We start from the raw sequence: 21,851 nt of genomic DNA, 5'->3' as shown, positions 1-21,851 counted from the left end.
ACGGCTACTGACCCTGGCCCAGGGAGAAGCCGGGCTCACCGTCGAAGGTGAACAGGCCTTCTGTCTTGATGAACGGGAAGCCGGCATCGTCGAGACGCGAGAGCAGGGCGATGATCTGCGCGTGGGTGACCGGTGCCCCGGCATCGACCGCCTGGAAGCGGCAGCGCCAGTGGTCGGTCCAGAACGTCTCAGGGGCGCCGTCGGGGTAGACCTTCTGACCCCGGTTGGTGATCATGACCAACTGGAGATCGGGCCCGGCGTGCTCGGAGAGCGCCTTGCCCAGATCGTCGGCCGTGCCATCCCACCAGTCCAGGAACACGTCGGTTCCGACGAAGACCTTCTCGGGCGGTGTCCGCCGCACGACGTCGATGCGGATGGGCTCGGTCCGGTCGGGGTAACTGACCGCGGGCAGGATCTCGGGCGTGGAGCCGACGCGGGCGATGACGGCGTCGGCGAACCCGGAGGTCCCGACCTTCTCCGTCGAGGTCTCCGGGTCGTGGATGTCGTAGGTGTGGACCCCGTCCTCGATGGTGCGCCGCCAGGCGTTCTGCACCTTCGTCGCGACGTCGCCCTGTCCGATGTGCAGGAGCATCTGGACGGCGCCGAGCAGGAGCCCGGAAGGGTTGGCCATGTCCTGGCCGGCCCGCCGGGGCGCCGAACCGTGGATGGCTTCGAACATCGAGACGTCCGAGCCGATGTTCGCGCTGCCGGCGAGACCCACGGAGCCGGCGATCTGCGCCGCCACGTCGGAGAGGATGTCGCCGTAGAGGTTCGGCAGAACGACGACGTCGAAGTTCTCGGGGCTGTCGGCGAGTTTCGCCGCGCCGATGTCGACGATCCAGTGCTCCGACTCGAGATCGGGATAGTCCTCGGCGATCTCGTCGAAGACCTTGTGGAAGAGGCCGTCGGTGCCCTTCATGATGTTGTCCTTGGTGAAGCAGGTCACCTTGGAACGGCCGTAGCTACGGGCGTACTCGAACGCGTAGCGCACGATGCGCTCGGAACCCGGCCGGCTGATCAGCTTCAGCGTCTGGTACACCTCGGGCGTCTGGCGGTGCTCGATCCCGGCGTAGAGGTCCTCTTCGTTCTCCCGGATGATCACGACGTCCATGTCGGGATGACGCGTCTTCACGTACGGCGCATACGAGGGGCAGGGCCGGACGTTGGCGAACATGCCGAATGTCTTGCGCACGGTGACGTTGAGGCTCTTGTAGCCGCCACCCTGGGGCGTGGTGATCGGCGCCTTGAGGAACACCTTGGTGCGCCGCAGGGACTCCCACGATGCCGGCTCGATGCCGGCGGTGATCCCCCGGCTGTAGACGGCCTCACCGATCTCGATCTCCTCGACGGCGATGCGCGCACCCGCCGCCTCGAGGATGCGCAGTGTCGCGTCCATGATCTCGGGCCCGATGCCGTCGCCGCGGGCGACGGTGATCGGAACGAGATCAGCTGAGGTGGTCGACATCGGCGACTCCTTTGGTCGGGAGGGTGGGCTGGCTGCCCTTTGGAACTTATCCAATATATATATGCCATCATCGTTATTGCAACCACGGTATTAGACTTCGCATTCAGCCGGTCTGGACGCGGAGGGGCCCCGCCCGGATCGGACGGGGCCCCTCGCTGACGACAGACGCGGTCGGCCTAGTTGCCGCCCTCGTTCAGGGTGACCTCGATGCGAGTCCAGCCTTCGCCGGTCGTATCGAGACCCGCGGCCTCGAGGTTGGCGACGGCCTCCTCGGCGATATCTGTGCGGAACGCACCGTCATCGGGCGGCGCCTGGAGAATCCCCTCGGTGGTCGCGACCTCGACGGTCTGCTCCCACAGAGCGGGATCCATGACACCCACACCGAGCGGCGAGGGCCAGATGAGACCGTTCATCTCGTTCAACTGCCACGCCTGGTGCGACAGACCGAGCTCGGTCCCCGAGTTGACCACGACGTCCACGCAGGCGTCGAAGTTGTCGCGGCACCAGATCCAACCCTCGAGCGACGCCTGTACGAACCGCACTGCGATGTCGCGATACTCCGGTTCATCGGCGAGGCGACTCTCGTCGGCCCAGATCGCATCCTGGAGCATCGCCGTGCCGACGTCGTTCCAGTCGATGATGTTGAGATCCTCAGGCTGGTAGAGCTCACCCGTCTCGGGGTTGATGCTCTCGAGCACCTGGGCGTACTCGTTGTAGATCATCGCCTGGGCGGCGTCGACGTCGCCGTTGAGCAGCGCGGACATGTTGAAGTCCTGCTGGACCAGTGTCACGTCGCTGGCGGGATCCAGTCCCGCATTGCGGAGGCCGGCGAAGAGTTCGAATTCGTTGCCGAAGCCCCAGTTGCCGACGTTCATGCCCTCGAGATCCTCGACGGTCGTGATGCCGGATTCCACGAAGCTCACCTGTAGCGTGCCCGATCGCTGGAGCACCTGGGCGATGTTCACCATGTCGGCGGCGCCCTCCTCACGTGGCACGAGACCACGGGGCACCCACGAAATGGCGAAGTCGGCTGCGCCCGAGGCGAGCACAGTGGCCGGAACGATGTCGACGGCACCTTCGAGGATCGTCACGTCGAGGCACAGCGCGTCGTAGAGACCCTGGTCCGCGGCCGCGTAGTAGCCCGCGAACTGCGACTGTGCGAACCACTGGAGCTGAAGCGACACCTCGTCCACGGTCTCACAGGTCGCCGCGCCGTCATCAGATGCGGCACCGTCGTCAGATGCAGCGCCGTCATCAGACGCAGCCCCGTCGTCACCGGCAGCGCCGTCGTCAGAGGCGGCTCCGTCGTCACCGGCAGCGGTGTCGTCATCGTCGTCACCGCAGGCTGCGGCGATCAGTGAAAGAGTCAACAGCAGCGCCAGGAGACGCATCAGTCGACGTGGGTTCCCTCTCATGGTTTCCCCTCCTTGGTCGGGATTCGCCCATCGGGCAGAGGATTCAGTGTGCCAGGCCGGTGTTACGCAGATGTTTCGCCTTCGCTTTCGTGGTGCCAGGGCATGACAAGACGTTCGGCGACCACTGCGATGCCGTAGAGGCCGATGCCGATGACGCTGCCGGCCACCACGGCCGCCCATGCGGTGTCGTACCGGGCGAGACCGGCGTTCTGGGTGATGATCGGCCCGAGTGCGTCCTGACGGCCGCCGAAGTACTCGGCGACGATCGCCGCGATGACTGCGAGCGAGGCGACGATCTTGAGCGCGGTGAAGAAATACGGCAGCGCGTTCGGGATCCGCAGCTTCGCCACGATCGTCCACTCGCTAGCCGCGTAGGAGCGCATGAGTTCGACCTGGTCGTACGACACCTGTGTGAGGCCCTTGGCCGTGTTGATGAAGACCGGGAAGAACACCAACAGGACGACGACGGCCTGGTTGGACTCGGGCTTGGTCAGCCCGATCCAGTTGTTGAAGACGGGGGCGAGGGCGATGATCGGGATCGCGTTGATCGCGATGGCGAGCGGAGTGAGCGTCTCGTTCGCCGTACGGAACCGGGTGACCAGCAGCGCCCCCACGACCCCGACGAGAATCCCGAACCCCAGCCCGGTGAGGATGACGAAACCCGTCACGCGGCTGGCCTGCCAGATGACCGACCAGTCTTCGCCGATGGCCGAGACGATGTCGGTCGGCGGGGGAAGGACGAAGCCCTCCGGGTCGGTGGCCGCGAGCAGCGCCTCCCAGATCACGAGGACCGCCACGCCGAACACGAGGGGCGGCCACCACGCCCGGCCGACCCGCTGGACGACGTTCACGCGTGGCCCTCTACGGCGCGCAACGCGGCGCGCACCTCGGTGACCTTCTCGAAGAAGGCCTCGTCGCCGCGGGTGTCGTCGTCGCGGTCGCCCAGGTCCACCTCGATCTCGGTGGCGATGCGACCCGGGCGGGGCGACATGACCACGACGCGGGTGGACAGGAACACGGCCTCGGGGATCGAGTGGGTGACGAAGACGATCGTCGTGTGCGTCTCACGCCAGATCGACAGGAGCTCGGACTGCATGTGCTCGCGGGTCATCTCGTCGAGCGCGCCGAAGGGTTCATCCATCAACAGCAGGGTCGGATTGAACGACAGGGCGCGCGCGATGGCGACGCGTTGTTGCATTCCGCCCGAGAGCTCGCCGGGGTGGTGGTCGGCGAAGTCCCCGAGGCGCACCATGTCGAGCATCTCGAGCGCCCGTGTCCGACGCTTCTCGCGGGACCAGCCCATCAACTCGAGCGGGAGTTCGATGTTGCGGGCGACCGTGCGCCAGTCGAACAGGCCGGCCTTCTGGAACGCCATCCCGTAGTCCTGGTCACGACGCGCCCTGTCGGCGGTCTTGCCGAGGACCGAGATCTCCCCTCCGGTCGGCTCGGTGAGTCCCGCGATCAGGCGCAACAGCGTGGACTTGCCACAGCCCGACGGACCGATCAGCGAGACGAACTCCCGTGCGCCCACCGACAGGTCGATGTCGGCGAGCGCGTGCACCGCGTTGGGCCGACCGGGGTTGAAGGTCTTGTCGACACCACCGACGGTGATCGCGACGTCGGTTCCGTCAGCGTTCATCGGGCTACCTGTCCTCTCCGGCCGAGCACGATCCGCTCGGCGACCGTGATGATCCCGACGACGACGAGACCCAACACCGCCGCGCCGATCACCGAGACGTAGAGCCGCTCCGGACCCGTCGTATAGGTACCGGCGTAGTCGAGGATCAGCCGGCCGAGACCACCTCGCACGCCGCCGGAGATCTCACCCACGATCGCCCCCACCACCGATGCCGTTCCGGCGATCTTGAGCGCGGGGAACAGGTAGGGCAGCGACGCCGGAAGGCGCAGCCGCCACAAGGTCTGCCCCCAGGAGGCCGCGTAGGAATCCATCAACTCGTGGGCTGCGGAGTCCGCCGACTTGAGGCCGCGAATGCCGTTGACCGCCACCGGGAAGAACGTGAGGTAGACCGCGATCAGCGAGACCGACATCCAGTCCTGCCACTCCCACGGCAGGAAGTCGAAGTTCGAACGGCCCCAGATGACGATGATCGGGGCGATTGCGATGAGCGGGATGGTCTGCGAGACGATCACCCAGGGCAGGACGGCGCGCTCCACGATCGGCGCCCGCACGAGTGCGATGGCGATCACGATCCCCACGAAGGCGCCGATGGCGAAGCCCACGGCAGCCTCACGCAGCGTGAAGACGGCGCCGTCGAGGGTCGACCTGCCGATGGTCTTGCCGCCGGCCCGGCGCGACTCGCCGAACTCACGGAGGATGTCGAGGATCGGTGGCATGTTGCGGTCGTCGGAGCGTGGCAGGTAGTCGCCGATGAACCACCAGTCCAGCTGGGAGTCGTCGAGCGCCTGACCGAGCGCCTTGTAGAGCGTGTAGAGGCCGGCCAGCGCTACGACGAAGAGGGCGAAGGTGAGGCTCCGCCGCAGCGCGTTGGAAGCGACGAGGCGCCGATCGGTCCGCCGCCCCGAGGCGGCGGCGAGTTGATCGGCGAGGAGCGGATCCGGCGCACTCACCCCCGTGCACTCACGACGCGAGCGCCTCGCGCACTGCGGGGATGACGACCTGGCCGTAGGCGTTGAGCGTCTCGTCCTTCTGGTCGTGCATGAGGTAGATCGAGAACTGGTCGACACCCAGCGCGGCGAGTTCGGTCATCCGCGTGACGTGCGCCTCGGGCGGACCGAGGACGCAGAATCGGTCCACGATCTCGTCGGGCACGAAGTCCACGTGGGTGCTCGAGGCCTTGCCGTGTTCGGCGTAGTCGTAGCCCTTGCGACCCTCGATGTAGTCCGTGAGTGCGGCGGGCACGGCGTCGCCTGCGTCGCCGTAGCGTTCGACGAGATCGGCGACGTGGTTGCCGACCATGCCGCCGAACCAACGGACCTGGTCCCGCTGGTGGGCGATGTCGTCGCCGACGTAGGCGGGGGCGGCGACGACGATGTACAGGTCGTCGGGATCCCGGCCGGCCGCGGCCGCCGCCTCTTTGACGGTGTTGATGGTCCACTCGGCGATGGACAGGTCGGCGAGCTGCAGTACGAATCCGTCGGAGCGTTCACCGCACAGCTTCAGCGCCTTGGGCCCGTAGCCGGCCATGAGCACCTTCAACTCGCTGCCGTGGGACCACGGGAAGTCCAGGTCGGTGTCGTTGTAGGCGATCCGCCCCGAGTTGCCGAGGGCTCTGATCACGTCGATCGCCTCACCGGTGGTGGCGAGGTTGCACGGCTTGTTCCCGATGACACGCATCGCGGAGTCGCCCCGGCCGATCGAGCAGATCGTGCGGTTGCCGTACATGTCGTTGAGCGTGGCGAACAGCGATGCGGTGACAGTGGCGTCGCGGGTGCCGGGATTGGTGACCATCGGCCCGACGATCATCCGGTGCGTCTCGGCCAACATGGCGGAGTAGATGACGAACGGCTCCTGCCACAGGACATGGGAGTCGAAGGTCCAGCCGTAGCTGAACCCGAGCGTCTCGGCCCGCTTGGCGAGATCCACGACGCGCCACGCGGGCGGATCGGTCTGCAGTACGACACCGAAGTCCATCGGGTTCTCCTCGTCTCGGTTCTCGGTGGGCTCTCAGCGGGTCTCGGGGAAGCCGAGATCCACGGTGGAGGTGGCCGGGTCGGGCCAACGGCTCGTGACGACCTTGCCCCGCGTGTAGAACTGCACGCCCTCGGGGCCGTAGACGTGGGTGTCGCCGAACAGTGACGCCTTCCAGCCCCCGAAGCTGTAGTACGCGACGGGCACCGGGATCGGCACGTTCACCCCGACCATCCCCGCAGGGGCCTCCCGGACGAACTTGCGGGCGGCGCCGCCGTCACGGGTGAAGATCGCGGTGCCGTTGCCCCACGGGTTGTCCTCGAGGAGGTGCAACGCCTCCTCGTAGGTGCCGACGCGCAGCACCGTCAGAACCGGTCCGAAGATCTCGTCGCGGTAACAGTCCATCGATTCGGTCACGTGGTCGAGGAGGCTGACGCCGAGGAAGAACCCGCTCTCGTCGAGGTCGTCGGCGCGCCCGTCGCGGACCACCGTCGCGCCCGCCCCGGCCGCCCCGGCGACGTAGGCCGCCACCCGGTCACGGTGCTGGGCGGTGATCAGCGGCCCCATCTGGGAGTCCTCGTCGAGGCCGTCGCCCACGGTGACGTCGTCGAGGCGGGCGGAGATCGCGTCGACGAGACGATCGCCGATGTCACCGACCGCCACCACTGCGGAGATGGCCATGCACCGCTCCCCCGCCGAGCCGTAGCCCGCGGAGATGGCCGCGTCGGCCGCCAGGTCCACGTCCGCGTCGGGCAGGACGACCATGTGGTTCTTCGCGCCGCCCAGGGCCTGCACCCGCTTGCCGTGGGAGGTGCCCGTCTCGTAGACGTAGCGGGCGATGGGCGTTGAGCCGACGAAGCTCACCGCGGCGACGTCCGGGTGTTCGAGCAGACGGTCCACTGCCACCTTGTCGCCCTGCACGAGGTTCACGACGCCGGGCGGCAGTCCGGCCTCGGCCAGGAGTTCCATCGTGAACAACGGTGCCGACGGGTCCTTCTCCGAAGGCTTCAGGATGAAGGTGTTCCCGCACGCGATGGCGTTGGGATACATCCACATGGGAACCATCGCCGGGAAGTTGAACGGCGTGATCCCCGCCACGACGCCCAGGGGTTGACGGATCGAGTAGACGTCGATGTCGGTGGACGCCTGCTCGGAGAAGCCGCCCTTCAACAGCTGGGCGATCCCACACGCGAACTCGATGTTCTCGAGACCCCTGGCGACCTCGCCCATCGCGTCGGAGAGCACCTTTCCGTGCTCGAGGGTCAGGCGCCGGGCGATCTCGGTGCGGTTGCGGTGCACCAGTTCGCGGTAGCGGAACAGGATCTCGGTGCGCTTCGCGAGCGAGACGTCACGCCACGACTCGAAGGCGAGGCGGGCCGACGCCACCGCCAGATCCACCTCCGCCACGTCCGCGAGGCCGACCTCCGCCGTCTGCTTGCCGGTCGCCGGGTTGAAGACCGCCGAGGTGCGCCCCGAAGACGACTCGAGCGGCTTCCCGTCGATCCAGTGATCCAGTCGCTCCATGGCGACGCTCCTTCGTTGGTGTTGGTCGGCCGCTCAGTGCAGGTACTGCGACGTCTTGCGCCGCAGGTACGCACCGTCGCCGGGCTTGCCGTGGTAGGCACCACCTTCGATCAGGACCTTGCCCTTGGAGATGACGGTCTCGACCCTGCCGTCGATCTCGAAGCCCTCCCAGGCCGAGTAGTCCATGTTCATGTGGTGGTTGTCGACGCTGATGGTCGTCTTCGCGTTCGGGTCGTAGAGGACGATGTCCGCGTCGGAACCGGGGGCGATGATGCCCTTCTGCGGATACATCCCGAACATGCGCGCCGGGGTGGTCGAGCAGGTCTCGACCCAACGCTCGAGGCTCAGTTCACCGGTGACGACGCCCTGGTAGATGAGGTCCATGCGGTGCTCGACCGAGCCGATCCCGTTGGGGATGGCGCGGAAGTCCTCGCGACCGAGTTCCTTCTGGTCCTTCATGCAGAAGGGGCAGTGGTCGGTGGCGACGATGGACAGGTCGTTGGTGCGCAGACCCCGCCACAGGTCCGCGTGGTGGTGTTCGTGCTTGGTCCGCAACGGCGGCGAGCACACCCACTTCGCACCCTCGAACCCGGGGGCGCCCAGTTGGTCCTCGAGGGTCAGGTACAGGTACTGGGGGCAGGTCTCGGCGAACACGTTGTGCCCCTCGTCACGGGCGGCCGCAACGTGTTCGAGCGCCTCGGATGCCGACAGGTGCACGAAGTAGACGGGGGCTCCGGCGACGAGCGCCAACTGGATCGCACGGTTCGTGGCCTCACCTTCCAACCGCGACGGCCGGGTGATGCCGTGGTAGATCGGGTCGGTCTGGCCGCGTGCCGCGGCCTGCTCGGCGATCACGTCGATGGCGATGCCGTTCTCGGCGTGCATCTGGATCAGTCCGCCGTTGTTGGCGGCCACCTGCATCGCCTTGAAGATCTGGCCGTCGTCGGAGTACAGGACCCCCGGGTAGGCCATGAACAGCTTGAAGCTCGTGATGCCCTCGGCGACGAGAGCGTCCATCTCCTTGAGCGCGGCATCGTCGACGCCACCCATGATCATGTGGAACCCGTAGTCGATGGCGCAGTTGCCCTCGGCCTTCTCGAACCAGGCGTCGAGGCTCGCCCGCACGCTCTCGCCGTAGGTCTGGACGGCGAAGTCGACGATCGTCGTCGTGCCTCCCCAGGCGGCGGCCCGGGTGCCGGTCTCGAACGTGTCCGACGCGAAGGTCCCGCCGAAGGGGAGTTCCATGTGGGTGTGGACGTCGATACCGCCGGGCACGACGTAGCGGCCGGACGCGTCGATGCGCCGGTCCACGTCGCCGACGGCTCCAGCCAGGGCCGAACCCGGCCGGATGAGCGCCTCGATGACGCCGTCCTGGACGAGGACGTCGGCTGGCTCCGCCCCCGTGGGCGACACGACCGTCCCGTTCTCGATGAGCATTCGCATGCGCTGGCCTCCTAGGAGATCTCTTCGATCGATGTGGCGATGATGTTCACGGCGGTGTCGACCTCGTCCTCGGTCACGCTCAGCGGCGGGGCGATCCGCAGGACGTTGCCGTAGAGACCGCCCTTGCCGATGAGCAGACCGTGGCGCCTCGTGGCTTCGAGCAGTGCACCCGCGCGGGCGGCGTCGGGGGTGGTCCCGCCCACCTCGACGCACTCGAAGGCCTGCATGAGCCCCCGACCACGGACCTCGGCGATCCAGTCGGTCCGTTCCACGAGCGGCTCCAGCCCCTCCCGGAGCCGGTTGCCGGTCTTGTGGGCGTTGGCCTGCAGGTCATGGCTCAGGAGGTACTCGAGGTTGGCGAGGCCCCCGGCGGCGACGAGTGGGTTGCCGCCGAACGTGGAGATCGAATTGGCACCGAGGCAGTCCATGACGTCGGGCCGGGCGATGACACCGGCGAGAGGCAGCCCGTTGCCGACGCCCTTCGCGAAGGTGACCATGTCGGGCACGACGCCGTGGGCCTGGTAGCCCCAGAAGTGCTCACCGGTGCGGCCCCAGCCGGTCTGGACCTCGTCCGCGACGAAGAGGATCCCTGACTCGTCGAGGACCTTCTTGAACTCCCCGAAGAAACCGTCGGGCGGCACTGTGAACCCGCCGACCCCCTGGATGGGCTCGGCGATGAGGCATGCGACGTCGCCGGCGGTGCACATGTCGATCACGTCGCGAAGGTCCTGCACACACGCCGCCGTGTACTCCGCATCGGGGAGTTCACGGAACGGGCTCCGGAGCCGGTAGCCGCCGTGGACGTAGTTGACCGACAGACCCGACAGGCTCGACGACGACCACGACCGGTTGCCGGTGATCGCCATGGTCGAGAACGACCGGCCGTGGTAGCTGTTGCGCATCGCGAGGATCTGGTTGGAGCGGCGGTAGCTCGTCGCCAGGAGCAGCGCTGCGTCGTTGGCCTCGGTGCCCGACGTCGTGAAGAACACCTTGACACCGTCGATGTCGGACAGCCCGGCGATCTTCTCGGCGAGAGCGACCATCGGCTCGATGAGGTACAGCGTGGAGGTGTGCAGCATCTTCGCCGCCTGGGCCTGGATGGCCTCGACCACCTCGGGCACCGCGTACCCGGTCATCGTCGTGAGGATGCCGCCGAAGAAGTCGAGGTAGCGGTTGCCGTCGCCGTCGGTGACGTGACGCCCCTCGCCGTCGACGATCTCCATCGGATCCTCGTAGTACAGCGCCAACCAGGACGGCATGACCTCCCTGTGGCGGGCGAGCAGTTCGTCGCTCATCCCGCTCAGATCTCCGTGAGTGATCCGTAGGCGTCGGGGCGGCGGTCCCGGTAGAAGGCCCAGAGGTTGCGGACCTCGGCGATCATGTCCATGTCGAGGTCCCGCACGACGAGCTCCTCGTCGTGACCCGACGCAGGCTCGCCGACGAACTGGCCGCGTGGGTCCACGAAGTACGAGGTGCCGTAGAAGTCGTTGTCGCCGAGCGGTTCGACGCCCACGCGGTTGATGGCGGCGACGAAGTACTCGTTGGCCACCGCCGATGCGGGTTGCTCGAGCTGCCACAGGTACGACGACAGGCCCCGTGAGGTGGCCGACGGGTTGAACACGATCTGGGCACCGGCGAGACCGAGGGCACGCCAGCCCTCGGGGAAGTGCCGGTCGTAACAGATGTAGACGCCGACCTTGCCGACGGCGGTGTCGAACACCGGCCAGCCGACGTTGCCGGGCCGGAAGTAGAACTTCTCCCAGAACCCGTTGACCTGGGGGATGTGGTGCTTGCGGTACTTGCCGAGGTAGGTCCCGTCGGCGTCGATGACAGCGGCGGTGTTGTAGAGGAACCCGGGCTGCTCCTCTTCGTACATCGGGACCACGAGCACCATCGACAGCTCCGCGGCGAGCTCACACATCAGCCTGGTGGTCGGCCCGTCGGGGATCTGCTCGGCGTAGCCGTAGTACTCGGTCTCCTGCACCTGGCAGAAGTACGGGCCGTAGAACAGCTCCTGGAACCCCATCACCTGCGCGCCCTGCGCCGCCGCCTCACGGGCGTACCCGACGTGTTTCTCGATCATCGAGTCCTTGTCGCCCGTCCATGTCGTCTGGACGATCGCCGCTCGGACGTTGCTGGCCATCGGGTGCTCCCTCTCGTCGTGACGTGACGGGGACGGCGATCCGACGCCGGGTGGCGACCTCGATCGCTGCTGCGACGGACGGCCCCGTAGACCGACTCTAGATGTCGGGACCGGCCTCGTCACGACCGGGCCGGTCGACGGCGCCAATACCCTGCGGACATGCGCATGAGTCCCCACGCGGCGATCGGCCACAACCCCGACGACGTGAAGGGCCAGCAGGTGACGAAGGGGACGGTGCTGCGCGTCGTCGCCCTCGCCCGCCCGTACCGCGCGATGCTCATCGGCTTCATCGCTGCCATCCTGCTCACCGCGCTCCTCGCCCTCGTCCCGCCGCTGCTGTTCCGGCGCATCATCGACGACGCGATCGCCAACGGCGACCGGGGCCAGTTGAACCTGCTCGCCGGGCTGATCCTCGCCGCGGCGTTCGCCGAGGCCGGGCTCGCGATGATCGAGCGGTTCTTCTCGGCGCGCATCGGCGAGGGCCTGATCTACGACCTGCGGACGAAGCTCTACGACCACGTCCAGCGGATGCCCATCGCGTTCTTCACCCAGGTGCAGACCGGCTCGCTCATCAGCCGCATGAACAACGACGTGATCGGAGCTCAGCGGGCCATGACCGGCACGCTCGGTCAGGTCATCTCGAACGTGATCGTGCTGATCACGACTCTCGTGGCCATGTTCTTCCTCGAGTGGCGCCTGACGCTGCTCGCCCTGGCCCTGCTTCCACTGTTCGTGCTCCCGACGAAGAAGGTGGGCCGCAAGCTCCAGGCGCTCACCCGACGCCAGATGGAGAACAACGCCGAGATGAACACGACGATGACCGAACGGCTCAACGTGTCCGGCGCCATGCTCGTCAAGTTGTTCGGCCGCCACGACGACGAGTTGGAGGAGTTCTCCGACAGGGCCGGTCAGGTGCGTGACATCGGCGTCACGTCTGCGATGTACGCCCGCACGTTCTTCATCGCACTGAGCCTCGTCGGCGCCGTCGGCACGGCCCTCATCTACTGGGTGGGCGGGTGGCTGACGATCGAGAACACGATCACGATCGGCACGCTCACCGCGATGAGCCTGTTCGTCGCCCGGATCTACACACCGCTGACGAGTCTCACCAACGCCCGCGTCGACATCATGACGGCGTTCGTGTCCTTCGACCGCGTCTTCGAGGTGCTCGACACGGAGAACCCGATCACCGACCGTCCGGGCGCGATCGACCTGATCGACCCCGTCGGACGCGTCGAGATCGACGGCGTGCGCTTCACGTACCCGCCGGCGGACGCGACGACGGTCGCGTCGCTCGAGAGTCGGCCCGAGCTCCCCGCCGAGCGGGCAGCCGGACCCGCCATCGACGGGGTGACGCTGCGCGCCGAGCCGGGCCAGCTGATCGCACTCGTGGGACCCTCGGGCGCGGGCAAGACCACCCTCGTGTCGCTCATCACCCGCCTGTACGACGTGGACGAGGGCCGGGTGGTCATCGACGGCCACGACGTGCGTGACCTCACCCAGCAGACGCTGCGCCGCTCGATCGGCGTCGTGTCCCAGGACCCGCACCTCTTCCACGATTCGGTGGCGGTGAACCTGCGGTACGCCCGTCCCGGCGCGACCGACGCGGAGATGGTGGCGGCGTGTCAGGCGGCCCAGATCCACGAGGTCATCGCCGCGCTGCCCAACGGCTACGACACCATCGTCGGCGAACGCGGCTACCGGCTCTCCGGCGGCGAGAAACAGCGCCTCTCCATCGCCCGGATGCTGTTGAAGAACCCGTCCATCGTTGTGCTGGACGAGGCCACGAGTCATCTGGACTCCGAGAACGAGGCGCTCGTCCAGCGGGCGCTGGCCAAGGCGCTCGAGGGTCGCACGGCGATCGTCATCGCCCACCGGCTCTCGACGATCACAAACGCCGACGCCATCGCGGTGCTCGAGAAGGGGCGGCTCGTCGAACACGGGCGCCACGACGAACTCCTGGCGGCCAACGGGCTGTACTCGGAGCTCTACCGCACGCTCGTGCGCTCGGAGAGCGCCCCCACCGCGTGAAGCCCGTGGCGGACGCCGACCGGCTCTTCGACCCCGACCCGACCTTCGGGGTCCGGGAACTGGCCGACCGGATCCGTGGCGTCCTCGACAGGACGTTCCCCGGCGAGGTCTGGGTCCGCGGTGAGATCCGCAACCTCAGCCGGTCACGTTCGGGCCACGTCTACTTCGACCTGGTGGAGCCGCCCGAACCCGGGCGCGAACCCACCGCCGCTGTCAACGTCGTGCTCTTCGACGACGCCCGCCAGATCGTCAACCGGATCCTGACGCGCGCCGGGGCCGTGAAGATGTCCGACGGCGTGGAGATCCGCCTGCGTGGCGTCGTCGACTACTACGCGCCACGGGGACGTCTGCAGGTGCGGATGACGAGCATCGACCCCGAGTACACGCTCGGGAGACTCGCCGCTGACCGCGAGCGGATCCTCGCCGCGCTCGCCGACGACGGCCTGCTGACCTTGCAGAAGACCCTCACCGGGCCACTGGTGCCGCTGCGCGTCGGCCTCGTGACCTCAGCCGATTCCGCTGCGTGTGCCGACGTCTGCGAGCAACTCGCCGCGTCCGGCCACGGCTGGCGCGTCAGGATCGTGGACACCCGCGTGCAGGGCCCCACGGCTGACCGCTGGGTCGCCGACGCGGTCATGAGGGCCGCCCGCCTCGACGTCGACGTGATCGTCGTCGTGCGCGGCGGCGGCGCACGCACTGAGCTGGCCACCTTCGACTCCGACCTGCTCGCGCGGGTGATCGCCCGCTGCGAGGTCCCCGTGTTCACGGGCATCGGCCACGAGATCGACACGTCCATTGCGGACGAGGTGGCCCACGAGGCGCACAAGACACCGACGGCGTGCGCCCAGGCGCTGATCGACCGGGTCCGGTCCTTCGAGGACCGTTTCTGGTCGGCATGGTCCGACGTCGCCGAGGAGTCACGGCGACACCTCACCGACAACCGTCGACGCGTGGACGGCGCCGGCCGCCGCGCGGTCGACGCGAGTCGCGCGCCCTTGCGTGCGGGTCGTCAGCGCCTCGACGGCACCGATCGCGCGGTGCGCCGCGAAGCCCGGCGGCATGTGGCCACCGGCCGTCGCCACCTCGATGTCGCCGGTGGCCGACTGTTCAGCGACGCGCTCGGCCGTACCCGCCGCGCCCGCACGGTGGTCGAAGCGGCCCGACGGACGCTCCTGCGCGACGCGACCCGGGCCCTCACGCCCCACCGGCGACAGCTGGACGTGGCGGGTGCAGTACTGGACGGGCGCAACCCGGCCCGTCTGCTGGCCCGGGGGTGGACCATCACCCGTCGTGGCGACGGGCGGATCCTGCGGTCCACATCCGACGTCACGCCAGGTGACACGATCGTGACGAGACTGGCCGACGGGACCGTGATCAGCACGGTCGACGGCGACGAGGGAGACCGATGAGCGACGAGACGGCGAACACGAGTGGCGGCGATCAAGTCGCCGAGGGCTATGCCGCTGCGCTCGACGAGCTCGAGGCGATCCTCGCCGAACTCGAGGACGACGACATCGACGTCGACGCCCTCGCCGGCCGGGTGGAGCGGGCGAGCGATCTCCTGAAGTTCTGTCGGGAACGCATCGACCAGGCCGAGATGACCGTCGAACGCATCGTCACCGACCTCGCCGACGACACCCCCGACGGCGGCGACCCGGGCGCCGCCGGATCCGGAGACGACGGGTAGCCACCCCGTCCGAGGGCTGCGGCTGGCGGCCACCACCCGCCTGGATGGCAGAATGCGGGCTGTGCGTATCCACAAGCTGACCTCGACCGACGCGTTCATCGCCTTCGACCTCGACGACGCGCCCAGCGCGACCGGCGTCGTCCGGTGCGCCCGCAAGGTGCTCGAATCCTCTGCGAGTGAGCTGGCTCGCGCGTCGACCTACATGTTCGCGGCGTTCGGCCTCGAGGTCGGCGGCGCATCGGCCGGCATCAACGCCGAAGGTGACGACGTCGCCGCGGCGAAGGCGGCGTTCGTCGAGGAGATCGCCGAGATGGTCGCGGCAGGGACGTTCCTGCCGAACCCGGCGCTCGGCGTGACGCCCGAAGACCTCGCTGCCCTGACCGGCGCCGACACGCGTAGCGCCCTGCGTTTCGAGTCGGTCGGCGGGACGCCGCTACCGGATCATCTCGTCGGCGTCGGCGCCGTCGCCGCCGCGGAGGCGCTGAGCGGCGACCTGTCCGGTCGGACGGTGGCCATCGACGGATTCGACGCCGCAGGACCGACTCTCGCCACCGAACTCGCCGCCCGGGGGGCGAAGGTCGTCGCAATCGCCACGCGCTCGGGTGCCGCCGTGTCGAAGGACGGCTTCGACGCGACCGCGCTGTCCGAGGCGTGGGCCGCCCACGGGCAGGACCTCGTGTCGGAGCTCGGCGTCGAGGCCGGAATGGAATGGAAGGTCCGGGCCACCCCTGTCGACGTGTTCTTCGCCGGAGCGAAGATCGGCTCGATCGACCACAAGAACGCGGACAAGCTCCCGGTGAAGGCGATCGTCCCGACGGGGCCCCTTCCGTACACGACGAAGGCGTGGGTCATGTTGGAGCGCCGGGACGTGAAGCTCCTGCCGGACTTCGCGTCGATCGGCGGGCAGGTCTTCGCCGGGTTCCCGCCCGATGGCGTCGACACGATCGACGGCGCCGTCGCCGCCGCCCGGTCCGCCGTCACCGACCTCATCGCCGAGATCTCGACACACGAGCGAGGCGCGGTGATGGGCGGGTTCGCCCACGCCGAGAGCTTCCTGCGGACCTGGCGCGACGAGCTCCCCTTCGGTCGACCCCTGGCTCCCTGAGCCCGGCGCCCACCGTGTCCGACGTGGGCGACATCAGCGACGACGGCGGTGACCCCCCGCGCCGGACGTCTGTCACGCTGCGCTACACGCGGCGGACGATCGTGTTGCTGGTCGGCGCGCTCACGTTGTACTTCGTCATGCCCAGCGTGCTCGAGGTCTTCTCTGCCTGGGATGAGGTCTCCACCCTCGGCTGGGGTTGGCTGACCCTGACGGTCGCGTGTCAGACGGCGAGCTTCGGGTGCATCTGGGCGCTGCAGCGCCTCGCACTACGGACGAGCTCGTGGGAACCCGTGATCACGTCCCAACTCGCCGGCAACGCCGCGAGCCGGGTGATCCCCGGAGGCGGCGCCACCGGGGCGACGGTGCAGTTCTCGCTTCTACGCAGCGCGGGTATCGACGCGGCCCCGGCGGCGTCGGGGCTGGCGGCGGTGAGCATCCTCCAGTTGGGCACGACGCTCGCACTCCCGGTGGTGGCGCTTCCCGGGATCCTCCTCGGCGCACCGGTCGACTCGAACCTGGTCCACGCGGCGTGGCTGGGCGCAGCGATCTTCGTGGCGCTGTTCGCACTCGTCGTCGTCGCCCTGGTGCGCGACGGCCCGCTGCGGGTGATGGGCAACAGCGTCGGATGGTTGCGCAACACCGTCGTGCGACGCGGCAGGCGCTGGTCCGCGACGGGCGAACGCTTCATCGCCGAACGCAACTCGGCGATCGGCGAGTTGGGTGACCGCTGGCGGATCGCGCTCGCCCTCGCCGTCGGCCGCTCGCTGTTCGACTACCTCACGCTGCTGGTTGCGCTCCGGGCGGTCGGGGCTGAACCGCGCGTGTCACTCGTTCTCCTCGCCTACGCGGCCGGCTCGTTGTTGACGCTCATCCCGATCACCCCGGGCGGTCTCGGTTTCGTCGAGGCCGGCCTGACCGGCACGCTCGCGCTGGCCGGGATCGGCGCGAGTGCCGCTGTCAGCGCGTCGCTGCTATACCGCCTCGCGTCGTTCTGGCTCCCGATCCCCGTGGGCCTCGTAGCGGGCGTGACCCACGGGGTGCGGTACCGCCGAGCGAACGGCAACGGCGGATCAGCGAAGGACTGAGGCGAGGACCCGCCGCGCAGCGTTGTGGCCACACATGCCGTGGACGCCACCGCCGGGCGGCGTGGACGACGAGCACATCCAGATGGCGTCGTTGGGCGTGGCGTAGCTGCGCCACGTCGGGCGGAAGACGAGCTGGAGGCCGTCGTGGGCCCCGCCGGTGATGGACCCACCGAGCAGTGACGGGTTGTAGGCCTCGTAGTCGGGCGAGTTCATGGTGGCCCGACCGCGGACGACGTCACGGAAGCCCGGGGCGAACCGTTCGATCTGTCCTTCGATCGCCGCGGTCTGGTCCAGCGTCGAGCCGTTGGGGACGTGGCAGTAGGCCCACAGCGTGTGCTTGCCCTCCGGGGCGCGGGTCGGATCCATCACGGACTGCTGCGCGACGAGGACGTAGGGGCGTTCGGCATGACGTCCGGCCGCAACGTCGGCTTCGGCGGCCGCGACCTCGGCCATCGTGCCCCCGAGGTGCACGGTGGACGCCTGCGCACTGTGGGGGTCGGCCCAGGGGACGGGACCGTCGAGCGTGTAGTCGATCTTGAAGACGCCGGGTCCGGGGCGGAACCGGCTCAGCTTCCGACGGAAACGCCCGGGGAGCGAGTCGTGTGCGATGGCGGCCACCTGGGCGGGGGCGATGTCGAACAGCACCGCTCTCGACGATGGCAGCTCGGCGAGGTCGGCGATGCGTCGGCCGGTGGTGATCTCTCCGCCGAGTTCGGTGAGCAGGCCGGCCACCGCCTTCGTGATGGCGTGGGAGCCGCCCTCCGCGACGGGCCAGCCGGCAAGGTGGGACCCGGCGAGAAGCGTGAGCCCGAACGCGCCGGAGAAGAGATGGTCGAGCGGGAGGAACGCGTGAGCAGCCGCGCCCGCCAGGAGCGCCTTCCCCTCGTCGGTGGAGAAACCGCGTCCGAGGACGGTGGCGGGAGCCATGGCGACGACCCCGAACCGGGCGAGCGCCACCGGGTGTCGGGGGAGGTGCACGACCGGGCCGAGAACGGAATCCACGAGCTTCGGCCAGTTGCGCACCGTCGGCCCGACGAGGCGCTCGTAGGCGTGGCCGTCCTCGCCGAGTCCGGCGACTGTGGCAGCGAGGTCGTGACGCAGCACGGCGACCCGACCCCCCTCGAGGGGATGGGTGAGGTCGATCTCCGGGCGGCACCAGCGCAGACCGTGGCGTGCGAGGTCCTCGGCTTCGTGGGCGAAGAACGGCGAGAGGACACCGAAGGGGTGCACGGCCGAGCACACGTCGTGGTGGAAGCCCGGTTCGATCAGCTCCGCGGTGCGGGTGCCGCCACCGATCTCGTCGGCCGCCTCATAGACGTGGACGCTGCGTCCCGCCCGGGCGAGGGTGATCGCGGCGGCGAGCCCGTTGGGGCCCGAACCGACGACGACAGCGTCTGGTACGGAGTCCGTCACGGTCCGATCCTACGGCGCGACCTGCGCAGGGGCCTTGACGAATACCGTGCGGTCATGGCCGTCAACCGCCGCGGGCTCCTCTTGGGAGGTGTCGTGGCTCCGGGGGTGTTCGTCGCCGTCTCGCTGGTGGCCGCCGTGGTCGAGCCCGGCTACTCGATCGTCGACGACCACCTCAGCGGCCTCGCCTCGACGGCCGCGACGACCCGTTGGGCGATGACGGCGGCGTTCGTCGTTCTCGGTGCCGGCGTCGGCACGCTCGCAGCGGCGCTACGCCATCATCTCGGGGGAATGGCGATCCCGGCGGTGCTCACCGTTGCGGCGGCGTGCGTCGTGGCGATCGGGCTCTTTCCCAGATCGTGCGTCGAGACCGCGTGCGTCCAGACCGCATGGCACGACACCGCCCACGACGTCGTGAGCGTGCCCGCCTACGCCGCGCTGCTGGCCCTCCCGCTCCTCGTCGCGCGCCACCGCGCCGAGGTCGGACCCTGGGCCGTGCGGGGACTCGTCGTCGTCGGTGTCGTGGCCGCACTCGTCACGGTCCTCGCGCTCGATCCCGGGCGCTCCGGCAGTGGCATCGTGCAACGGTCGATCGCCGGGCTGCCGCTGCTGTGGCTCGCTGGTCTCACCGTCCACCTCGACCGGACGGCGCGTACAGGCGAAGGGCGCGGCGCGGTGGCCCCTCGCGGTTACGCTCGTACCCGTTCGGGGCTGTAGCTCAGCTGGCTAGAGCATCTGCTTTGCAAGCAGAGGGTCGTGGGTTCGAGTCCCATCAGCTCCACTGGCGTCGTCGATTTCACCACGTTTCGCCTGATCACGGGGTGGTCCGAGTAGCAACGGCCAGCCCACTGCTGTTCCTCGGCAGCACGATGGCGTGGGTCGCGGTCACTGGTCGAGAAGGCGTCGCAGCACGTCCAGGAACGCGTTCGGGCGAGAGCGTAGGAGTTCGCCGGCCGCCCGGTCGGTGACGTGCAGCAGCCAGCCGTCGCGGTCGCTCGCCCGCTCCACGATGCGGAGGCGGCTAGCTCTGTCGTCACGCGCCGTACCATTCGCTCGAGCGCTCCCATGCACAGCGCCGGCCCGGCTTGGTAGTAGACGTGGTCCTGAAGAAGGCAAGGGTGAAGCGATCGGCGGTGATCCTCCTCGCACAGAAGGGGCACAGTTCTATGGCATTCAAAGAAGGTCTACTCGCTGGCTGGATCGAGTCGAATTTCCCCGGTGAGACACTGGCGGGCTACACGGTCGCTACCGCTTCGGGCGGCAGCGAACAGGGGACCCGCCACTCGACGGCGGGTGTCGACGGCGACGATCAACGCGACCAGCTCAGGATCCGACTCGGATTCGCCGACGACGCCAAAGTGACAGTCGGCGAGAGCGGCACGTTCCTCGCTGCGACGCAGACCCGCCTGATCGTCGGATCCCGCTCGTCGGTGAGGAACCGACCGAAAGACCTGATCGTCGCAGCGCCGCTCACCGACGTGCGCGTGCACTGGTTCGACGCCACCGTCAGCTCCAACTGGTTCCGCCACTGGGTCATCGACCTCGGCGGGGGGCGCTGGCGGACGGACCGCACCGGATTGAAGGCGCTCGGCCGGGAGACCCAGATCGCCCCCGTGGCCGACGAGTTCGTCGCCGTGCTCGGTGACCGCGCAGTGCAGCACTGACCCTCCGGGCTCGTCAGATCCGGCTCCTGCGCGCCCGTCACCGGCGAGGCTACGCGCTCGTCGTCGGGCTGCGGGGGCTCAGCCACAGCGGTGACGGACACGCGTTGGAGGTCGACGACGCCACGCAGCGTCGTGAGGAACGCGGTATGCCACGCGTCGGCTCCGGTGGCGGTGCGCACAAAGGACTGCCGTTGGGCCAGCAGGGTGGGATCGACGAGGCGCCACTGTCCGGGCCGGTCCGACTCGCAATACCGGCTGGGCCGGAGATGACCGCAACCCGGGATGCGACGGATGCCCTACCGTCATCGGTCATGGACGACGGTGGCGACGTGCCGACTCAGCCAGCGTGGATGAGTCGAAACCTTCGCCCGAACCCGAGGCGACTCGTCGCCTCGATGACACCCACGGTCACGTTCCTGGCAGCTGACCGGTGGTTCGCCGTGGTGACCGCGATCCTGGCCTCGACCGTCGTGGCGACGGTGCTGGTACTCGAGCGGCACTTGAGAGGAGTGCGCATCGGTTGGGTCATGCCGGTGACGCTGGGCGACGTCGCCATCCGCGGGTTGGTCAGCATCGCAACGCGCTCCGACGACGTCTACTTCGGCTTCGGCCTCGTTGCCAGCGGGGCGTTCGCCCTCGGTGTCCTCGGAACGGCCTTCACGCGGTCCCCGATCGCCGTGCACGTCATCCCGCTGGTCAAGCGCTACGACTCCGACGTCGTGACGCATCCCCAGTATCGCCGCGTGGCCGCGCACGTCACGGCGGCCTGGGGTGTCTGCGAACTGGGCGTTTCGTTGTGGGAGGCGTCGCACCTCCGGGGAATGTCGGCAGCCGAGTTCGTCGCTATCCGCTCGTTCGTCGGATGGCCGATCATGGCATTCGTGGTGTTCTGGCTCATCTTCTACGTACGCGCTCGACTCGATCGGCTCGAACACCGGTTGCGGCACTGACCACCTGCCACCAGCTCGACGACCTCCGGGGGTCCCTTTCGTTCGACCCGCACTGCACGCATGCCGTTCTCCCCAAGGTAGGAGTGATTCCGTGGAAGCAAAGGTGGGGACGTCAACGGAACAGTGGGCGCTCGCCAGTCTGTTCAGTGATCTGGTCCGGCTCGAGACCGAGCTGTGGGATGTGGTGGACCGCAGGCTCCAGCTAGTGGTCCGTCGCGGAATTGGTCTGGTGGGTCAGGGCGGCGCGGCCTCGTCGGACTTTGGTGATGATGTCGTTGGCCGGCTTGGTCCACACGAACGGTCGCGGGTCCTCGTTCCA

21 protein-coding genes and 1 tRNA gene are annotated in these 21,851 nt (G+C 68.5%); 10 read left to right on the top strand and 12 right to left on the bottom strand.

Annotated elements, in window-relative coordinates; translation table 11 throughout:
* Window positions 1–4: 4 nt before the first annotated feature.
* The 10 genes from RIE08_10530 to RIE08_10485 form a co-directional block, all read right to left on the bottom strand.
* Entirely contained in the window at window positions 5–1,465 is a 1,461-nt protein-coding gene (locus tag RIE08_10530; GenBank protein MEQ8718033.1) for an NADP-dependent isocitrate dehydrogenase, read from the bottom strand.
* A gap of 176 nt (window positions 1,466–1,641) precedes the next feature.
* Window positions 1,642–2,880, bottom strand: coding sequence for an ABC transporter substrate-binding protein (locus RIE08_10525; protein MEQ8718032.1), 1,239 nt, complete (start codon window positions 2,878–2,880; stop codon window positions 1,642–1,644).
* Window positions 2,881–2,942: 62 nt separating this feature from the next.
* Window positions 2,943–3,731: an ABC transporter permease subunit gene (locus tag RIE08_10520; protein ID MEQ8718031.1), complete on the bottom strand. Its 789-nt coding sequence runs from the start codon at window positions 3,729–3,731 to the stop codon at window positions 2,943–2,945.
* Window positions 3,728–4,519 (bottom strand): ABC transporter ATP-binding protein, encoded by a 792-nt coding sequence (locus RIE08_10515; GenBank protein ID MEQ8718030.1) that lies wholly within the window; start codon window positions 4,517–4,519, stop codon window positions 3,728–3,730. Before RIE08_10515 ends, RIE08_10520 begins: the two co-directional genes overlap by 4 nt.
* The gene (locus RIE08_10510) at window positions 4,516–5,469 is read right to left on the bottom strand and encodes an ABC transporter permease subunit (protein MEQ8718029.1); all 954 of its coding nucleotides are present in this window, start codon (window positions 5,467–5,469) and stop codon (window positions 4,516–4,518) included. Before RIE08_10510 ends, RIE08_10515 begins: the two co-directional genes overlap by 4 nt.
* Before the next feature lie 10 nt (window positions 5,470–5,479).
* Window positions 5,480–6,493: a TIGR03842 family LLM class F420-dependent oxidoreductase gene (locus RIE08_10505; protein MEQ8718028.1), complete on the bottom strand. Its 1,014-nt coding sequence runs from the start codon at window positions 6,491–6,493 to the stop codon at window positions 5,480–5,482.
* Between the two features lie 33 nt (window positions 6,494–6,526).
* Window positions 6,527–8,014 carry a CoA-acylating methylmalonate-semialdehyde dehydrogenase gene (locus RIE08_10500; protein MEQ8718027.1) on the bottom strand — a complete coding sequence of 496 codons (1,488 nt, stop codon included), beginning with the start codon at window positions 8,012–8,014 and terminating at the stop codon, window positions 6,527–6,529.
* A 33-nt stretch (window positions 8,015–8,047) separates the two neighbouring features.
* Window positions 8,048–9,457 (bottom strand): dihydropyrimidinase, encoded by a 1,410-nt coding sequence (gene hydA / locus RIE08_10495; GenBank protein MEQ8718026.1) that lies wholly within the window; start codon window positions 9,455–9,457, stop codon window positions 8,048–8,050.
* An 11-nt stretch (window positions 9,458–9,468) separates the two neighbouring features.
* Window positions 9,469–10,752 carry an aspartate aminotransferase family protein gene (locus RIE08_10490; GenBank protein MEQ8718025.1) on the bottom strand — a complete coding sequence of 428 codons (1,284 nt, stop codon included), beginning with the start codon at window positions 10,750–10,752 and terminating at the stop codon, window positions 9,469–9,471.
* Window positions 10,753–10,757: 5 nt separating this feature from the next.
* The gene (locus RIE08_10485; GenBank protein ID MEQ8718024.1) at window positions 10,758–11,600 is read right to left on the bottom strand and encodes a nitrilase-related carbon-nitrogen hydrolase; all 843 of its coding nucleotides are present in this window, start codon (window positions 11,598–11,600) and stop codon (window positions 10,758–10,760) included.
* 159 nt (window positions 11,601–11,759) lie between these two features.
* Between RIE08_10485 and RIE08_10480 the strand changes: the two genes are divergently transcribed.
* From RIE08_10480 to RIE08_10460, 5 genes are read left to right on the top strand one after another with little or no spacing between them, the layout of a single operon-like run.
* Complete coding sequence (locus RIE08_10480; protein ID MEQ8718023.1) at window positions 11,760–13,631, top strand: ABC transporter ATP-binding protein; 1,872 nt, start codon at window positions 11,760–11,762, stop codon at window positions 13,629–13,631.
* Window positions 13,628–15,040, top strand: coding sequence for an exodeoxyribonuclease VII large subunit (gene xseA / locus RIE08_10475; GenBank protein ID MEQ8718022.1), 1,413 nt, complete (start codon window positions 13,628–13,630; stop codon window positions 15,038–15,040). Before RIE08_10480 ends, xseA begins: the two co-directional genes overlap by 4 nt.
* Entirely contained in the window at window positions 15,037–15,318 is a 282-nt protein-coding gene (gene xseB, locus RIE08_10470; protein MEQ8718021.1) for an exodeoxyribonuclease VII small subunit, read from the top strand. Before xseA ends, xseB begins: the two co-directional genes overlap by 4 nt.
* A 52-nt stretch (window positions 15,319–15,370) precedes the next feature.
* A complete protein-coding gene (locus RIE08_10465; GenBank protein ID MEQ8718020.1) occupies window positions 15,371–16,423 on the top strand; it encodes a hypothetical protein in 1,053 nt (350 codons plus the stop codon).
* A 23-nt stretch (window positions 16,424–16,446) separates the two neighbouring features.
* Entirely contained in the window at window positions 16,447–17,508 is a 1,062-nt protein-coding gene (locus RIE08_10460; GenBank protein MEQ8718019.1) for a lysylphosphatidylglycerol synthase transmembrane domain-containing protein, read from the top strand.
* Here the strand turns inward: RIE08_10460 and RIE08_10455 are convergent.
* Window positions 17,494–18,921, bottom strand: a complete 1,428-nt coding sequence (locus tag RIE08_10455; GenBank protein ID MEQ8718018.1) for an NAD(P)/FAD-dependent oxidoreductase — start codon at window positions 18,919–18,921, stop codon at window positions 17,494–17,496. The two genes, RIE08_10460 and RIE08_10455, sit on opposite strands and share 15 nt — an antisense overlap.
* Before the next feature lie 54 nt (window positions 18,922–18,975).
* On the opposite strand from RIE08_10455, the gene RIE08_10450 reads away from it, so the two are divergent.
* A complete protein-coding gene (locus RIE08_10450; protein ID MEQ8718017.1) occupies window positions 18,976–19,635 on the top strand; it encodes a DUF998 domain-containing protein in 660 nt (219 codons plus the stop codon).
* A tRNA-Ala gene (locus RIE08_10445) sits at window positions 19,626–19,699 on the top strand. Before RIE08_10450 ends, RIE08_10445 begins: the two co-directional genes overlap by 10 nt.
* 104 nt (window positions 19,700–19,803) lie before the next feature.
* On the opposite strand, the gene RIE08_10440 is transcribed toward RIE08_10445, so the two are convergent.
* Window positions 19,804–19,926, bottom strand: a complete 123-nt coding sequence (locus tag RIE08_10440) for a hypothetical protein (protein ID MEQ8718016.1) — start codon at window positions 19,924–19,926, stop codon at window positions 19,804–19,806.
* A gap of 110 nt (window positions 19,927–20,036) precedes the next feature.
* Between RIE08_10440 and RIE08_10435 the strand changes: the two genes are divergently transcribed.
* The 3 genes from RIE08_10435 to RIE08_10425 all read left to right on the top strand — a co-directional run.
* Window positions 20,037–20,582, top strand: coding sequence for a hypothetical protein (locus RIE08_10435; GenBank protein MEQ8718015.1), 546 nt, complete (start codon window positions 20,037–20,039; stop codon window positions 20,580–20,582).
* Between the two features lie 350 nt (window positions 20,583–20,932).
* Entirely contained in the window at window positions 20,933–21,532 is a 600-nt protein-coding gene (locus RIE08_10430) for a hypothetical protein (protein MEQ8718014.1), read from the top strand.
* A 91-nt stretch (window positions 21,533–21,623) separates the two neighbouring features.
* On the top strand, window positions 21,624–21,851 hold a 228-nt coding region (locus RIE08_10425; protein ID MEQ8718013.1), incomplete at its 3' end, for a hypothetical protein.

The sequence above is a fragment of the Acidimicrobiales bacterium genome, from assembly GCA_040219085.1.
Classification (GTDB): domain Bacteria; phylum Actinomycetota; class Acidimicrobiia; order Acidimicrobiales; family JAVJTC01; genus JAVJTC01.
Note: the sequence above shows the minus strand (reverse complement) of the source record. Positions and strands in the feature narration are given on the sequence as shown.

Excerpts from the sequence above, each read along its gene's own strand:
- RIE08_10505 (MEQ8718028.1), bottom strand. The coding sequence starts at position 6,493 with ATGGACTTCGGTGTCGTACTGCAGACCGATCCGCCCGCGTGGCGCGTC.
- RIE08_10500 (MEQ8718027.1), bottom strand. The coding sequence starts at position 8,014 with ATGGAGCGACTGGATCACTGGATCGACGGGAAGCCGCTCGAGTCGTCT.
- RIE08_10490 (MEQ8718025.1), bottom strand. The coding sequence starts at position 10,752 with ATGAGCGACGAACTGCTCGCCCGCCACAGGGAGGTCATGCCGTCCTGG.
- RIE08_10465 (MEQ8718020.1), top strand. The coding sequence starts at position 15,371 with ATGCGGGCTGTGCGTATCCACAAGCTGACCTCGACCGACGCGTTCATC.
- RIE08_10430 (MEQ8718014.1), top strand. The coding sequence starts at position 20,933 with ATGAGTCGAAACCTTCGCCCGAACCCGAGGCGACTCGTCGCCTCGATG.
- RIE08_10450 (MEQ8718017.1), top strand. The coding sequence starts at position 18,976 with ATGGCCGTCAACCGCCGCGGGCTCCTCTTGGGAGGTGTCGTGGCTCCG.
- xseB (MEQ8718021.1), top strand. The coding sequence starts at position 15,037 with ATGAGCGACGAGACGGCGAACACGAGTGGCGGCGATCAAGTCGCCGAG.
- RIE08_10530 (MEQ8718033.1), bottom strand. The coding sequence starts at position 1,465 with ATGTCGACCACCTCAGCTGATCTCGTTCCGATCACCGTCGCCCGCGGC.
- RIE08_10480 (MEQ8718023.1), top strand. The coding sequence starts at position 11,760 with ATGCGCATGAGTCCCCACGCGGCGATCGGCCACAACCCCGACGACGTG.
- RIE08_10525 (MEQ8718032.1), bottom strand. The coding sequence starts at position 2,880 with ATGAGAGGGAACCCACGTCGACTGATGCGTCTCCTGGCGCTGCTGTTG.
- hydA (MEQ8718026.1), bottom strand. The coding sequence starts at position 9,457 with ATGCGAATGCTCATCGAGAACGGGACGGTCGTGTCGCCCACGGGGGCG.
- RIE08_10515 (MEQ8718030.1), bottom strand. The coding sequence starts at position 4,519 with ATGAACGCTGACGGAACCGACGTCGCGATCACCGTCGGTGGTGTCGAC.
- RIE08_10485 (MEQ8718024.1), bottom strand. The coding sequence starts at position 11,600 with ATGGCCAGCAACGTCCGAGCGGCGATCGTCCAGACGACATGGACGGGC.